The organism is Thermorudis peleae (assembly GCF_000744775.1).
GTDB lineage: Bacteria > Chloroflexota > Chloroflexia > Thermomicrobiales > Thermomicrobiaceae > Thermorudis > Thermorudis peleae.
The window spans coordinates 103,385-117,681 of sequence record NZ_JQMP01000001.1 but is presented as its reverse complement, the minus strand read 5'-3'; the positions used below and the strand labels follow the sequence as shown (position 1 = coordinate 117,681).

The following is a 14,297-nucleotide window of genomic DNA, read 5'->3' as shown; positions in this document are numbered from 1 at the left end:
TTCGGTGCACGTCGAGACGTCGGTCGTCGATCCAGTGACACTCGAAATCTTCCGTAGTGCGATGACCGCCATCGCCGAGGAGATGGGAGCCGCACTCCAGCGTTCGAGCTATTCCCCGAATATTAAGGAACGACTCGACTTCTCCTGCGCGCTCTTCGACGCGGCAGGGCGAATGGTTGCCCAAGCAGCGCACATTCCAGCGCACCTCGGCTCGATGCCAGACTCAGTAGCAACGGCCATCAAGGTCTTCCGCGAATTCGCTCCGGGCGACACAGTAGTAGTGAATGACCCGTTCCTTGGTGGCAACCACTTACCAGACATCACGATGGTCTCGCCGATCTTCATCGAGCGCGACGGCACGCCGATATTAGTCGGCTTCGCGGCGAACCGTGCCCACCACGCAGACGTTGGTGGAATATCGCCGGGATCGATGCCGATTGCGACCGAGATCTATCAGGAAGGCATCATTATCCCGCCGATTAAGCTGTGGGAGGGCGGCAAACTCAACGAGGCAGCCTTCGCACTGATTCTCCGCAACGTTCGTACCCCAGAGGAGCGCCGCGGCGACCTGACGGCACAGTTAGCTGCCAACCGCACCGGCATCCGTCGCGTACAGGAACTTATCGCGCGGTATGGGCTCGAGCAGTACCAAGCCTGCTGCCAGGCCCTGCTGGCCTATGCCGAACGAATCACTCGCGCGACGATCGCCGCTATCCCTGACGGTGTCTACCGCTTCACCGACTACCTCGATGATGATGGCGTCGGCACCGAGCCCGTGCCAATTACCGCAACGGTGACCATTGCCGGGACAGAGATGACCGTCGACTTCACCGGCAGCGCGCCAGAGCAGCCGGGCAGCATCAATACGGTAGAGACAGTAACGAAGTCTGGTGTCTACTACGTCGTACGCTGCCTCATGCCCGACGATGCGCCGATGAACCACGGTGCATTCGTCCCGATCCACATCATCGCTCCCCTTGGCACTGTCGTGAACGCACGACCGCCGCGGCCGGTCGCTGGTGGGAACGTCGAGACGTCGCAGCGGATCGTTGACGTCGTCTTTGGGGCCCTAGCCCAGGCTTTGCCCCAGGTGATTCCCGCAGCCAGCCAGGGAACGATGAACAATCTAACAGCTGGGGGCATCGACCCACGAACCGGCCAACCATTCGCCTACTACGAGACTATGGGTGGGGGCATGGGTGCACGTCCGGGCCTCGATGGCATTTCCGGCGTGCACGTCCACATGAGCAACACGATGAACACACCGGTTGAAGCTTTCGAATTCGCCTACCCAATGCGCATCACCCGCTACGCCCTGCGTGATGGGTCAGGCGGCAGCGGTGCGTTCCGTGGCGGTGATGGCCTCATCCGTGAAGTTGAGTTCCTGACCGAGGCCGATGTCACGCTGCTGACCGAACGGCGCCGCCTCGCACCCTGGGGCTTGCATGGGGGTAAACCGGGAGCAGTGGGCATTAACGAGCTGCACCGCGCGAACGGTGAGGTCATTCGCCTGAGTGGCAAAGCGCGGCTACGGGTTGGTCCAGGTGACCGGCTGGTTGTGCAGACGCCAGGCGGCGGCGGGTGGGGTACGCCCACTGCGGAGGCCAGCACAGTCGAATCAGCCTAGTCAATCGTCCCGCGGCAAATTCCGACCAGGGTACTCTTCCGCCCTGTCCTTCTATCGCGTACATCTCAGGTGAGGAACACGGGCGGGAAGGGCAGGGGAACAATGTGGGACGAGCCAGAAATGCTGGCATGCCCATTCTTCCGACTCGCAAATGATCCCGAAGTGCGGGCGGTGACGCTCGGGCAAGCACGCCAGTGTGTGGCCGGGTCAAAACGAGTGCCAGACATTTCCTGGCAGGCACAGTACTGCCTGGGGAACCATCAGGCTTGTCCCCATTTCCAGCAATTGCAGCGCCGGCGACAGGCAAACCGCGCCGCTCAGCGAACAGCGACGCTGCCGCTAAGCGGGCCGGCCGCCGCTGTAACGCTGCACAGCCATGCACCGCGGTCGCGGCCAGTATCCCAACAACCCCCAAGCGCGGGCTGGATTGGACAGGTGCGCGGGTGGCTACCACGCTGGCTCCATCGCCCGGCGAGCGCAGTTGTCATCGCTGTTTGTGCCACGCTTGGGCTCTGGGTCGGCATTGCCCTTGCAGGCGGCATCCCCGGCGTGCTCGTTCGCCCTGGTGGAGAGAATGCCAGCGGCAATGTGCGCACCACGCAGGCATATACCTTGACAACTGAGCGCGTGACACCAACGCCGACACCGATCCCCCCAGCCCCAGCCCAACCCAGCCACCTCACGCTCAGCGCGCGGACCCCAGTAGTGATCATCCAGCAGCCAGCCCAAGCTGCGACCAGACCAGCAGCATCACCGGTCACTGCAACGGCGACTGCGCCAAACAGCACCTCCCCAGCCGGGGCCGCTACTCCGGCGCCAGTCATCGCGAATGGACCAGCCACCAGTGCACCAGTGTCAGCCCCTGTGGTCACACAACCTGTTGCAAGCAACGCCGCTGTGCCAGCAAGCCAACCAACGCCTGTCGCCACACCAGTGAACGCGACACCGACACCGCTCCCGCCGACGCCGACACCTGTTCCGCCGACCCCAACTCCGCAGCCCACACCAACTCCCACACCTTCGCCAACGCCAACCCCAACACCTGACCCGTGGACACAGATCCCAGCTCAGGCGCAAGCCGGCCAGCCGGTTGCCGCAGCAGTCGTCGCCCCACTGGTGCAAGGGATGCGGGCGGCCAGTGTCAACGGGGCGAACCTGGTTGGGCCCTACCGCCCTGCGCAGGATGGCCCATTCCCTGGCGGCCCACAGAATGGCGGTGTGCTCTTTGGCCAAGGCAGCGGCTACAACAGCGTAACGATGACGTTACAACCTGGCACACCCCCTCGGCGGCTGGTGATTGAGATCAACGGCATGGCTGGCAGTGGGATAACACCGATACTGCGGCTTGCTGTCAACGGCCTGACAATCTGGGAAGGCATCAGCCCGTTTCCAACCGGGAGCTGGCAGACGATCGCGTGGGTGGTGAATGATCCATCGATCCTGATCAGCCCAGCAGTGCACATCACTGTCACAATGGTCACACCAGGGACGGTTGGTACCACCCCGTGGGTAGCGATCTCCAGCATGACCGTCTTCGCGAACTAGCCCCAGTCCCTTGACCGACGAGCGAGGGGGCTTGAATTGGACACTTTTGCCCCGCTGGTTCCCTTACTCCCTCGGGGAGAAGCGGATAGGAGGATAAGCGGCAATCTTAGCCGAGGCGACTGGCGAGTACAGAGAGCAAGGGGGCTAAGAACAAACCGGGGAGGAACGAGGCAACACGTATCCGTCGAAGCTCCAAGAGGTTAATGCCGATACCAAGAATCATCACTCCTCCGACGCCAGTGATCAGGGCGATGCGGACATCATTGGCTGGGTCCGGGATAACGCTCGCGAGCAACCCCGCTGCCAGCGAGACGCCCCCCTGGTAGACCAGGATAACCAGGATTGCAAAGCCAACCCCCACTCCAAAGACGCTCGAGAGTGCAATCGAGGAGAGCCCATCTAACGTAGCCTTGATCACCAGCAGCGTGGCATCACCGCTTAGCCCGTTGTTGAGCGCGCCAATCAGCGTCAGAGGGCCAACGCAGAAGAGTAGACTGGCCGCCAGGAAGCCTTCAGTGAACCGACCGCCACCCCGAACAGCTCGCTTGAGGCGTTCTCCCACCGCCTCTAATCCATCCTCAATCCGCCACCACTCTCCAAGTACACCGCCAATGACCAGGGCGAGCAACCCTAGGACAACTCCGTCGATCCGCCCAGCTTTGGCCTTGCCCAGGCTGGCTGCCATCGAGATACCGATGAAGAGCGTCATCAGCCCGACACCCTGCACCATAATTTGCTGGATGCGTTCTGGCAGCCGGCCACGAAGCAACAAACCAACGACGGTGCCGATCAGCACCGTCGCCGCATTGATCCACGTCCCGCTCGTCCGCAACCACAACTCCGCCACCACTCCCCCAATCACCTTGCACGACCTGCACAGTTGCCACTACGATCGTAGCGCATGCCCCAATCAGGCACCAGCTCCAAAGAGGCTCGCGCTCGCCTGCGCCTCGCTTGAGACACTGGATAGGAGGAGGAAGTGCTCGCACATGACCAGTGCAGCCATCCGGATATCTGCCTTCTCTTCGATAGTAGAGTTTGCGGCAGTAAGATAGCGGCTCCCACCAGGCAAACCACCCGCGAAAACCTGCTTGCGCCACAGTGCTTACTGAAACGGCGCTCCGCTGGTCCGGCATCGAGCGTTATAAGCCACTGGCGCTCATGTCGTTATCCCTTACTGTCTCCGGAGGTGACGCTTGTCGCAGCAGCTGCCTCTTCGCTAGCGAATCGCTTCGCCGACCTGATCTGCCTCTTTCTCGCCCCACAGATTGGCTATCACTGAAGGGGCCACGAGGGGGATGGCACAAGCAGGCAGCATAACCGCCTCCATTGCCCTCACGGACAGCGTGGCAGTACTGTGCGAATTGCAGCTGGGCTGCCGTTTATCAGCCTCGGGATTCAGTTGCCTATGACAGCATAGGGAAAGATAGCCTCAAATTGTCGCTCGTATCCCGCTCAAGCACGGTTGATACATGTCTTCTCCAAGTTCACTCTCTTCCTGAGACAAAGCGTTCACTTCATCGGTAAGACGCACGGCGATGTGAAGAAGCCATACTCCCAGTATCTGAAGCTATGCCTCAAGCAGATCGCTTCGTACTCGTCATTGAGACAGGATGCCAGTATATTGCTGACGGTTGGGTCAACATCTCTTGTCAGTTGCAGGGTATCAGGAGGATGGTGAACATGCAGCAAGACGAACGCATACGTAACTACCTTGCTAATCTTCGCGCAGAATGTGAGAGCGCGGCACTCTATGCCGCATTGGCAGAACGCGAACAGCAGCCTGAACTCCGCGAAGTCTTTTCGCGGCTCGGGCAGATGGAACAAGCGCATGCCCAGTACTGGCAAGCACTTTTACGTGCCCAGGGTTATACTGCCGACTGCCCCCGTCTTGGATGGCGCGCACACGTCCTTATCTGGCTCGGTCAGCGTTTTGGCCCCGGGATTGTCCTCCCAACAGTCATGGCGCGTGAAGTGCGTGATCATCAGCAGTATGCAACACAACCCGAAGCGATCGCAGCACGCTTACCAGCACTTGAGCACGGACATGCGCGGATTCTGCAGCTACTGATGCGAGATCGTCCGGGTGGGTTACCCGGGAGCATGCTTGCGACTCTCGAAGGTCGGCACCGTGCCATTGGCGGGAACGCCCTGCGAGCTGCTGTTCTCGGAGCTAACGACGGACTCGTCTCAAACGTTAGTCTCGTCATGGGTGTTGCTGGCGCCGACCTAAGCGCGAAGGCTATTCTGCTAACAGGTCTTGCCGGATTGCTTGCTGGATCACTCTCAATGGCCCTTGGCGAGTGGCTCTCGGTGCAAAGCGCCCGTGAACTCTATGCCGCCCAGGTCGAACGAGAACGGCAAGAACTTGAGGCATTTCCGGCTGAAGAGCAACTCGAACTCGAGCTTATCTACCGAGCCAAAGGCCTTCCGCCTGACCAAGCTCATGCCCTCGCTACCCAACTTGTCAGCGAAGCTGGCACGGCACTAGACACCCTGCTCCGCGAAGAACTCGCTATCGACCCCGAAGAGCTTGGCGGCTCCGCCTGGGAAGCCGCAGGGACATCGTTTTTGCTTTTCTCCATCGGCGCAATTATTCCGGTCTTCCCGTACTTTTTTGTATCTGGGACGCTCGCTGTCAGCATCAGCATCGGGCTGAGCGCCCTTGCGCTATTCCTCCTCGGAGTTGCCAGCACCCTCTTGACGGGCCAGTCCGCCTGGCGAACAGGATTACGCCAAGTCCTGATCGGCACTGCAGCTGCCCTCCTCACTTTTGGAGCTGGGCGCATCGTGAATATGCTCTTTGGGCTTTCGCCAGCCCCTTGAACAGCCACAACAGCCTAGGATTCCGTGAGCGGAACGTGTAGGCGAGGGCGCTCCTCTGGCTCGTCCATCTCGACAGTCTGGACAACGTAGGTTGCGTCGGAGGCTGTTGAGGCTGCGGCAACATTGCCCCACCGATCCATCGCGACAATGTTCATCACGTTCGCCCGCTCGGCAAACGGGTCTTCAAGCGCCCGCAGGTCAAGCATCACTTGGCAAAGCGCTTCCTCGAGCGACAGCCCCTGACGTAGGTACATAACAACGCTATGGGCTGAGGCACAGCGGATCGCCATCTCGCCACGGCCGGTACATGCCGCCGCACCGTAACGGTTGTCGGCATAGTTCCCTGCGCCGATGATCGGCGAATCGCCCAGCCGCCCCGGCCACTTGAAGCCCCAGCCACTTGTTGAGACCGCACAGGCGATGTTGCCCGCGAGATCCCGCACGATCACGTTCGTCGTGCCGAAGATCTCCTTATGTAGCAACTTTACCCAGTCGCGCACTGCATGCATATACAACTGGTAGGCGTCCTCGTAGACGCTGGATTGGGTCTCGGCCTCTCCATAGACGACGCGGCGCCACGCGGCCTCGGACTCAGGCGTAAGGAGATTTGCTGGCTCGAAGCCATGCAGCCGGGCGAAGAGTTCCGCCCCCTCACCAACAAGCATGACGTGCGGCGTCGTCTCCATCACCTTGCGGGCGATTTCGATCGGATGCGGATAATGCTTGACCGCTCCAACCGCGCCCGCCGCCAGCGTGCGGCCATCCATGATACTTGCATCAAGTTCGACATGGCCAAGAATATTTGGAATACCGCCGATACCAACGCTCTGGTCAGCGACGTTGGCTTCAACTTCCTTGACCGCTGCCACTGCTGCATCAAGGGCACTCCCTCCAGCGCGCAGGATTGCAATCGCTGCGGGAAAACCAACACGCGCATTCCGGCTACCAACGATAATTCCGCGCACGTCACCCATGACTCGCTCGCCTTTCCTCTGCTCAACCTGTTCCCCAGCACCACGGCACACCGCCAGTGCACCGGCAGTGTACGCGAACCTGGCAGCCAGCGGTAGAAAGTGTGTTGCCGACTGCTTACTCTGCTGCAGAGGAGGACTGGGCTGTACGCGCGGCACGGACGCTCGTTGCGATCGAGAGGACAAAGAGCAACAAGGCGACCGCGTTACCCATGCCGCCCCACTGGCGGAGCCGTGGCAGATCAGCCAGGTCACCAGCGAGGCGAACGACCAGCGTCACTGCCAAGAGGGCAGGGGGAAGGTATGCAAACGGCAGGTAACGATAGCGCAATCCAGTCACAGCTGGGAAGATAATCGGCGCATGGGCGAAGACGAGCGAGAAGACAAAGCCGAGAGTCAGGGCGTGGACTTCGGCATCATAGCGCAGGCCAACTGTCTGTGGGCCAAACACGAGGAGAAAGAAGCCTGCAATAGCCAGCCAGGCATAGCCGGCGAGCAAGCAGACCGCGCTGAAGCGGTGGACGCCTCGCTGACGAATCGCTCGGCGAGCCAAGTCATAGCGGAACAGCCAAATGGCAAGACCGATGAGAGCCACCCCAAAGAGACGCGCTGCGATTCCTGGCCAAATCAGCCACAGCGGGAGCGAAAGAAGCAATGCCCCTGCGAGACCGAGGAACTGGTCACGTGCCGATCGACGCAGGGCAAGAAAGCGGCCAAGTTCCAACCGTTCACCCGCAATGACGAGGACGAAGCCTGCGAGCCACCACGGCGTCGCACGGAAGACAGGCTGGTAGGCCAGCACAAGTACCGTCCCGCCGAACCAGGCGAGTGTGCCACCGAACATCACGACAAGGTGCGGCATCCGTCCAGTCAATGCGAGGAAACCAAACGTAAGAGCAACACCAGCTGTCCCCAGCGTAAGCACTGCTGATGGCACTGGCCAGGGAACATCGACAACGACCAGAACTGCCCCAAGGACCGCTAGCGCCGGGCCTATATAGGTCCAACGCTTGCCGAGTGCGACCGCGCGCTCTAAGCCAATCAGGCTAGCGAAGAACCCTAGAACCATGAGGGCACCATGACCAGCAATCATCGTGCTGCGTGCCGCTGGTAGTGCCCATCCCATACGCGCTAACCCGCCCCAGACGCCGAGGACAAGCATGATCGCTCCCCCTGCAAGGATCAGCCGACGGAGTAGCAAGCGGGCAACGCGAAGTTGACCTAGTTCAGCTGCAGGCTGGCCTGAATGACGCGCTGACGGGTATGCCACGGTCACACTCCCCTGTGCGGAAGCGCCGCCAAGGGGTCGAAGCTCCTTGGCGGCGCACTGCCCTTAGCGTCGCCCAATGCGGACGCGCCAAACGACCGGGCCTTGCTCGAGATAGTCCCAGGTAAACTCGCCAGTATGTTCAGCCTGGAACTGGTAGTACAGTGGCCGAGGATCGTGGTCATTAACCAGGATGAACGCCTGCCCCGGCTGTAGCTGTTCGTACGTCTCAAAGATCAACTCATGACGGCGTACTGGTGGGATCTCACGGACATCAAGGATGGTCTCAGCCGACTCCGAATCTGCACCGCCAGCCACGGCCAACTGAGCGAGGAGCGGCAAGTAGGCCGTCTCTTCTTTTTGCAGGTGCAAGCGAATGACTGCGCCTAACCGGTCGGCCTCACGCCAGAATCGTGCTGCAAGCGCTTCCTGTTCAGTTTGTGGCGCTTGGGCAAGTTGTCCTGCCAAAGCTACGAGGCGTTCGGTCATCTGCTGAATGTACGCGTGGTCAAGCCGCATCGTCTCCGTGACACGGAACGACGCCTTGACTTGCGCATCAATGACATCATAGACCTCTCGCTCTTCCTCATGAGCGTGAGGCAGAAGCTCATCACGGAGAAAATGGACGACCGCAGCTGGATCAGCGTTCATCCAATCTCTTGGCGGATCAACCGGCAGCAACCGATCGAGTTCCGCAACAAGATCCCCATGGTGCGCGCGGATCATCTCCGGCGTAAGCGTCATCTGAACAATCCTCCCTTCATCCTCAACGCAATACCTCAGACAACGTCGTTGTGGCTGGCGGCCATCGCCCGCTCAACGGCCAGCAGTGGCTCGTCGGCGGAGGTCAGCAGATCAGCAAGGGTAGTGGTCTCAAAGAACTGCCGGGCTTGTTCAACGATCGGCACCCAGAGTGCATGAGCGGCACAAGGCCGACCATCGGGGCAGGTATCGCGGCCCAGGAGACAGCGCGAGAAGAACTGCGCATCCTCAAATGCATCGATGATTTCAATTAACCGAATCGCCTGCGGCGGACGTGCTAGCTGAAACCCTCCACCAACCCCTCGTGAGGAGGACAAAATCTGCCGGCGCGTTAAGGTGTGGAGGATCTTGCTGAGGTAGTTCGCTGGAATACCCGCACGTTCGGCAATCTCGCGAGCGTTCGCCTGACCGCCCGATTGAGCCATCAAGATCAAGGCATGAAAGGCATACCGCGAGGTTTGGCTGAGCATGACCGCCCTCCTTTCTTAATTCGGATAATATCATGAGGTTATTCTGATTTCCAGAGGACGAAGTCTGGTCGTTTTCCAGCGCGTGACACAGAGAGCAGCAGGATGCTGGAAGCACAGCACTCGCAAGGCAGTTAATGCTCAGCGCTTGCTCCGTGGGACGGTAGCTGCGCACACCCAGCCGGGCAATTCATGCCAATTGACCAGTGGTCATTGAATGGAGAGGACGCGTCTCATGAGGTTTGCTAGCTGGTAGGGTAAAGATCACTTGGCCAAGCCGTATACAGCCTTACTCGGCCGCTTTCCTCCGGCCTTGCCCCCTTCAACTGGCGAGAAATCCTGTCACGGGTCTCTGACAGTCGATGACAGGGCTACGTACGGCGGCGTGGTTCCTCAAACCATGACATCGTGCGCGATTCTGTGAAAGGTTACTTGACACCCTCTTCAGCATTCAGCTGATCGAGTAATGCCAGCAGCGGCTCATTGAGCGGGATATCACGCATCGAACCGCCATAGTGGACGTAACGGATAATACCCGTACAGTCGACGAGGACGAGTGCGGGTAAGCGCCCCAGCCGGAGCACTTTGGATTCCTGGCCATACACACGAGCCACTTGATGTTCTGGATCAGGCAAGCCAGGGAAGGGAAGGTCACGCTCACGCCAGAAGCGTTGAAAGGCTTCCGGAGAATCAGGACCAATCGCAAGAATCTCGGCATGACGAGCCTGAAACTGTGGGTAATCCTGACGCAACTGCGTCAGATGCCGGCGGCAGTATGGTCAAGCGAACCCGCGAAGGAAGACAAGCAAAACATGCACCCGGCCACGGTAGTCACTCAGCCGCACGAGGCGGCCGGTGACATCAGGCAAGGCGAAGTCAGGCGCTGGCATCCCGACCTGGAGTTGTGGCATAGCACCCCCTTGCAATGCCCAGTAGAGAGGATACCCCACTGGACAGTTAGGGAGTAAGGGTTGCCAGGAAAGCATTCATCGCATCCTCAGTTGCATCAGGACACTCGAGATGAGGTATATGGCCGCAGCCCGGTAACGTCGTCAGCCGCACATGTGAGCCCAGCTGCCGCACAGCCGCAGCAACCTGGTGCGGCGGCACGACGCGATCATAGTCACCAACGAGCACCGCGACGGGGAGCGTTGGTGGCAGCGAGAACGCAACCGGTAACGGTGCTCGTAGTGTCGCCTTTGTCACGCGCCAGAGTCCAACATCCCAGTCGGCAACCGTGAAGCCAAGGCGGGTTTCCTCCAGGAAATGCGGTGGAGCAGCATCCGGCTTAGCCCAGAGCCCGCGCAACGCCTCCGGTCGCTCGAGCAGTCGCGGGAAGAGCCGGAGCAGCAGCGGGCCAAGCCAGTCGACAAGCGGAACAGCCAGTAGCCAGCCAATTACCCCTGGCATGGCTAGTGCCTCAAACGCTGGTGCGATTAAGACAAGTCCTCGCACGCGTGCCGGGTCACGCTGGGCTGTAGCGAGCGCAATTGGCCCACCGGCAGAATGCCCAATCAGCACCGCGTGCGTGACCTCAAGACGTTCGAGCACAGCGGCTGCAATTGCTGGTTGCACCACCGGCGCATAGGGATCCTGCCCGTGCCAGGGCACGGTTGGACGCGGCGTGAGACCAAAGCCTGGACGATCAAAGGCAATAACGCGATGTCGCCGGGCAAGACGCGTCAAGAACGGCAGGTCAAGCCGTACTGAAGCACCAAAGCCATGAAACCAGACGAGCGTGGGATCACCCTGACCAAGCACCACAGTATGCAGCCGCAACCCACTGCCAACATCGATCCAGCGACTTTCCGGCAAGGCAAGCTGTTCAGGTGGGATTGTCCCATGCACACGCGGACGTGGTAACCAGCGCGGCACAACCAGCGCGCCAACGAATCCAGCGCCGATACCTACCCATCGCCACAAACGCCGTCGCATTGCCCATCCTCCCATGTTGTGGGCAGTAGCGTACCATGAAAGACGACGCTGCGGCCGAGGGAATAGCGCAGCAGCTATCGGTGTTAGAGCCTCAGCAGGAACAAGGTGGTCCTGCTGAAACAACGGAAGAGAAAGGAGGGAAAGCACGATGCAATTGCCGCCAGACGTACGGGAATTTTTGGCTGCGCCGCGCTTTGCCGTACTCGCGACGCTCCGGCCCGACGGGCTGCCGCGGCAGTCAGCAATGTGGTACGACCTCGAAGGTGACCAGATTCTGCTCAATACCGCAGAGGGACGCAAGAAGCTCGACGACATCCGCCGCGATCCGCGCGTGTCTCTCTGTATTGTCGACGGCTATCGCTATGTGACCATCATCGGCCGGGCAAAACTGATCGACGACCCCGAGCGTGGCCAAGCCGATATCGCACGGCTTGCTGTCCGCTATCATGGGCCGGAGGAAGCGAAGGCATACATTCCGCAGTACCAGCAGCAGCGGCGGGTGACGATCCTGGTCGAGCCGGAGCAGGTGTACCGGCACGGCGTCTAACCCGCGGACGATCGGGGGCATGGGCGTGAGCAACGAGGTTCGGCTGATTGGGCTCAGTGGCATTCCGGAAGCGGAGCCGGGCGACGACGTCGGTGCATTAATTGCGCAGGGGATTGAACATACCGGGCTGCGACTTGAGCCGCACGACGTTATCGTTGTCACTCATAAGCTCGTCTCTAAGGCAGAAGGACGACTGGTTGATCTGGCCTCGGTCACGCCCTCGCCATTCGCTGAGACAATCGCGCGCCGGTATGGCAAAGACCCACGCCATGTCGAAGTCGTTCTGCAGGAAAGTGTGCGGATTGTCCGCATGGATCGCGGCGTGCTCATCTGCGAGACTCGCCATGGCTTCATCTGCGCCAACGCTGGCGTTGATGCCTCAAACGTTCCGCCAGGCTGGGTTTCGCTGCTTCCACTCGATCCCGACGCCTCAGCTGCCCGTATCCGCGCCACGCTGCTCGCGCGCTACGGTGTCGAGCATGCCGTCATTATCACCGATTCCTTCGGTCGGCCATGGCGCAACGGCATCGTCAACGTGGCGATTGGCGTGGCTGGCATGCTGCCATTGATCGACTATCGTGGGCAGGCTGATACCTTTGGTAACGAACTCCGCGTCACCATGATGGCGGTAGCCGACGAGCTCGCGGCAGCCGCTGAACTCGTCACGGGCAAAACGCGGCGGTGCCCCGTTGTGCTCGTTCGGGGCTACACCTACCTACGCGGCGAGGGCTATGCTCGCGACCTGGTCATGCCCGCAGAACGTGACCTCTTCCGCTAGTTTGCAGAGCAGAATTCTGGTCAGTTACACTCCAGGCAACGAGATCGTTTCATTCATAGAGAAAGGGAGGGAGACCATGCCAGTACGAACAGCAACGGCGGTTTGGCAGGGGGCAGTACCTGGCGGCACGGGCCAGATGGAAGCTGGCAGCAGGGCATTCAGTGTGCCGTTCAGCTTTGGCACCCGTTTTGGCAACGACCCAGGGACAAATCCTGAAGAGTTGATTGGCGCGGCCCATGCCGGCTGTTTCAGTATGGCCTTGGCTTTTGCACTGACGCAGGCCGGACATACCCCCGAGCGGATTCAGACGACTGCCCAGGTACAGATTGACCAGGTCGAAGGCGGCTTCCGTATCACCCGCATTGCTCTCGAGACCGAAGGTAAGGTGCCGGGCATCGATGAGGCAACCTTCCAGCGCTTCGCTGAGCAGGCCAAGAACGGCTGCCCTGTTTCACAAGCTCTTCGTGGTGTCAGTGAAGTAACCCTGAACGCGCGCTTGGTCAACTAAGTCTGTGCACAATACCGACGCCCCGCGCGAGTCTACGCTCAAGCGCGGGGCGTCATGCTTATCAATAACCGGTATTATCCAACGAAGATGTCCAAGGGCAACAGCGCCGTCACAATGAAGTTTGGCACATCGACAACTTGGCTCACCCGCAGGTCAACCGCGACACTACAGAGCGCGTAGGCTTGCTGCCGAGTAAACCCGCGATGCTCAAGATAGTCAATCATTCGCAGCAAGGCATCCCGTGCGGCGAGTGACAAGTCTTCAGATTCGTTTCGGCCGTCTTCGCGCACACAGATTCCGGTCGTGGCATAACAGCGTCGAGGCACGGCCAACTCCGGGTCCGTGAAATAGGTATCACGGACAAAGCGGAGGGTGCGAATGCCCTGGCGCTCAGCCTCGCCCTTATGGATGCGGAACTCGACGTGTACCACCGAGCGGATCTCAATTGCCGTTCCGCATGCCTCACAATCTCCTTGCGCAAAGTGAGCACAAAGTGTTGCTTAGCACGGTGCTCGATCTCCGTGACTGCGCCGCATAAGGAGCACCTCGTCGCACTCACGGTTGGTACCCAAGCGGCGTAGCTTTACCATCGCATTGCGCTGTACTAGAATAGGCACAGCTGAACGTACTCAACCGGAGAAATTGGCAGTGCCTTTGGTGCTCGAGAACGAGCGACAGCGAGGAGCGTGAGGCATGACCTTTTCGTTTCCCAGCACGACTCAGAGCGCACGGCAGAAGCACCGCTGGCGTGTCGGAGACCGCGAGTTTGTCGAGTATGCCTGCTGGCGGTGCGGTTACCGTCTCGGCGAAGCCGCTTCCGACGAACTGTGGCCGGGATATACACCTCGCTGGTGGTTCGCCGTCCCGCCAGGCTTTAAGCCGGTCGTCGCTGACCCGACGAATCCGAACGCGCCGGCGGTTCTCCGGCCGACGAAGAAACGGCGACAGGCATGGTTGAAGGAACGGCACAAGGCGGACAAACCGTCACCCTCGCGACTCACGCTCAGGGAAGGGTCGAACGCCTGGCTTCCGTTCCGAGACCCCGAGCTGTCTGACCACCGGGG

The 14,297-nt window shown here is 60.3% G+C and carries 13 protein-coding genes and 2 pseudogenes; 6 read left to right on the top strand and 9 right to left on the bottom strand.

Annotation, left to right across the window (positions count from 1 at the left end):
* Positions 1-4 precede the first annotated feature (4 nt).
* Both N675_RS00560 and N675_RS14395 read left to right on the top strand, forming a co-directional pair.
* Positions 5-1,627, top strand: a complete 1,623-nt coding sequence (locus tag N675_RS00560) for a hydantoinase B/oxoprolinase family protein (protein WP_038037350.1) — start codon at positions 5-7, stop codon at positions 1,625-1,627.
* 102 nt (positions 1,628-1,729) lie between these two features.
* Positions 1,730-3,172, top strand: a complete 1,443-nt coding sequence (locus tag N675_RS14395; protein WP_038037348.1) for a hypothetical protein — start codon at positions 1,730-1,732, stop codon at positions 3,170-3,172.
* A gap of 106 nt (positions 3,173-3,278) precedes the next feature.
* On the opposite strand, the gene N675_RS00550 is transcribed toward N675_RS14395, so the two are convergent.
* A complete protein-coding gene (locus tag N675_RS00550; RefSeq protein WP_038037821.1) occupies positions 3,279-4,019 on the bottom strand; it encodes a DUF554 domain-containing protein in 741 nt (246 codons plus the stop codon).
* A gap of 836 nt (positions 4,020-4,855) precedes the next feature.
* Between N675_RS00550 and N675_RS00545 the strand changes: the two genes are divergently transcribed.
* Positions 4,856-5,998 (top strand): VIT1/CCC1 transporter family protein, encoded by a 1,143-nt coding sequence (locus tag N675_RS00545; RefSeq protein WP_051913697.1) that lies wholly within the window; start codon positions 4,856-4,858, stop codon positions 5,996-5,998.
* A gap of 14 nt (positions 5,999-6,012) precedes the next feature.
* Here N675_RS00545 and N675_RS00540 read toward each other — a convergent pair whose 3' ends face one another.
* From N675_RS00540 to N675_RS13325, 7 genes and pseudogenes are all read right to left on the bottom strand, one after another.
* Positions 6,013-6,972, bottom strand: a complete 960-nt coding sequence (locus N675_RS00540; protein WP_038037347.1) for a glycosylasparaginase — start codon at positions 6,970-6,972, stop codon at positions 6,013-6,015.
* Between the two features lie 115 nt (positions 6,973-7,087).
* Positions 7,088-8,239: a hypothetical protein gene (locus N675_RS00535; RefSeq protein WP_051913695.1), complete on the bottom strand. Its 1,152-nt coding sequence runs from the start codon at positions 8,237-8,239 to the stop codon at positions 7,088-7,090.
* 63 nt (positions 8,240-8,302) lie between these two features.
* Positions 8,303-8,980, bottom strand: coding sequence for a DUF2249 domain-containing protein (locus tag N675_RS14800; protein WP_422396421.1), 678 nt, complete (start codon positions 8,978-8,980; stop codon positions 8,303-8,305).
* 35 nt (positions 8,981-9,015) lie between these two features.
* The gene (locus N675_RS13330; RefSeq protein ID WP_051913692.1) at positions 9,016-9,468 is read right to left on the bottom strand and encodes an RrF2 family transcriptional regulator; all 453 of its coding nucleotides are present in this window, start codon (positions 9,466-9,468) and stop codon (positions 9,016-9,018) included.
* 425 nt (positions 9,469-9,893) lie between these two features.
* Positions 9,894-10,232, bottom strand: a pseudogene (locus N675_RS00520) (peroxiredoxin family protein); the annotation flags it as partial.
* A 12-nt stretch (positions 10,233-10,244) separates the two neighbouring features.
* Positions 10,245-10,376 (bottom strand): redoxin domain-containing protein, encoded by a 132-nt coding sequence (locus N675_RS14765; protein WP_338417735.1) that lies wholly within the window; start codon positions 10,374-10,376, stop codon positions 10,245-10,247.
* 46 nt (positions 10,377-10,422) lie between these two features.
* Positions 10,423-11,400, bottom strand: a complete 978-nt coding sequence (locus N675_RS13325; RefSeq protein ID WP_051913691.1) for an alpha/beta fold hydrolase — start codon at positions 11,398-11,400, stop codon at positions 10,423-10,425.
* Between the two features lie 148 nt (positions 11,401-11,548).
* On the opposite strand from N675_RS13325, the gene N675_RS00510 reads away from it, so the two are divergent.
* The 3 genes from N675_RS00510 (at position 11,549) to N675_RS00500 (ending at position 13,233) form a co-directional block, all read left to right on the top strand.
* Positions 11,549-11,947, top strand: coding sequence for a PPOX class F420-dependent oxidoreductase (locus N675_RS00510; protein WP_038037345.1), 399 nt, complete (start codon positions 11,549-11,551; stop codon positions 11,945-11,947).
* A gap of 25 nt (positions 11,948-11,972) precedes the next feature.
* Positions 11,973-12,725: a coenzyme F420-0:L-glutamate ligase gene (gene cofE, locus N675_RS00505; RefSeq protein ID WP_156100756.1), complete on the top strand. Its 753-nt coding sequence runs from the start codon at positions 11,973-11,975 to the stop codon at positions 12,723-12,725.
* 76 nt (positions 12,726-12,801) lie between these two features.
* Positions 12,802-13,233 carry an OsmC family protein gene (locus N675_RS00500; RefSeq protein WP_038037340.1) on the top strand — a complete coding sequence of 144 codons (432 nt, stop codon included), beginning with the start codon at positions 12,802-12,804 and terminating at the stop codon, positions 13,231-13,233.
* A 74-nt stretch (positions 13,234-13,307) separates the two neighbouring features.
* Here N675_RS00500 and N675_RS00495 read toward each other — a convergent pair.
* A pseudogene (locus N675_RS00495) lies at positions 13,308-13,706 on the bottom strand (acetamidase/formamidase family protein); the annotation flags it as partial.
* Positions 13,707-14,297: the final 591 nt, after the last annotated feature.

What these genes read in the sequence shown, in the direction of transcription:
- N675_RS13325 (WP_051913691.1), bottom strand. Translation starts at nt 11,400, where the DNA reads ATGCGACGGCGTTTGTGGCGATGGGTAGGTATCGGCGCTGGATTCGTT.
- N675_RS14765 (WP_338417735.1), bottom strand. Translation starts at nt 10,376, where the DNA reads ATGCCACAACTCCAGGTCGGGATGCCAGCGCCTGACTTCGCCTTGCCT.
- N675_RS00500 (WP_038037340.1), top strand. Translation starts at nt 12,802, where the DNA reads ATGCCAGTACGAACAGCAACGGCGGTTTGGCAGGGGGCAGTACCTGGC.
- N675_RS14395 (WP_038037348.1), top strand. Translation starts at nt 1,730, where the DNA reads ATGTGGGACGAGCCAGAAATGCTGGCATGCCCATTCTTCCGACTCGCA.
- N675_RS14800 (WP_422396421.1), bottom strand. Translation starts at nt 8,980, where the DNA reads ATGACGCTTACGCCGGAGATGATCCGCGCGCACCATGGGGATCTTGTT.
- N675_RS00510 (WP_038037345.1), top strand. Translation starts at nt 11,549, where the DNA reads ATGCAATTGCCGCCAGACGTACGGGAATTTTTGGCTGCGCCGCGCTTT.
- N675_RS00540 (WP_038037347.1), bottom strand. Translation starts at nt 6,972, where the DNA reads ATGGGTGACGTGCGCGGAATTATCGTTGGTAGCCGGAATGCGCGTGTT.
- N675_RS00545 (WP_051913697.1), top strand. Translation starts at nt 4,856, where the DNA reads ATGCAGCAAGACGAACGCATACGTAACTACCTTGCTAATCTTCGCGCA.
- N675_RS13330 (WP_051913692.1), bottom strand. Translation starts at nt 9,468, where the DNA reads ATGCTCAGCCAAACCTCGCGGTATGCCTTTCATGCCTTGATCTTGATG.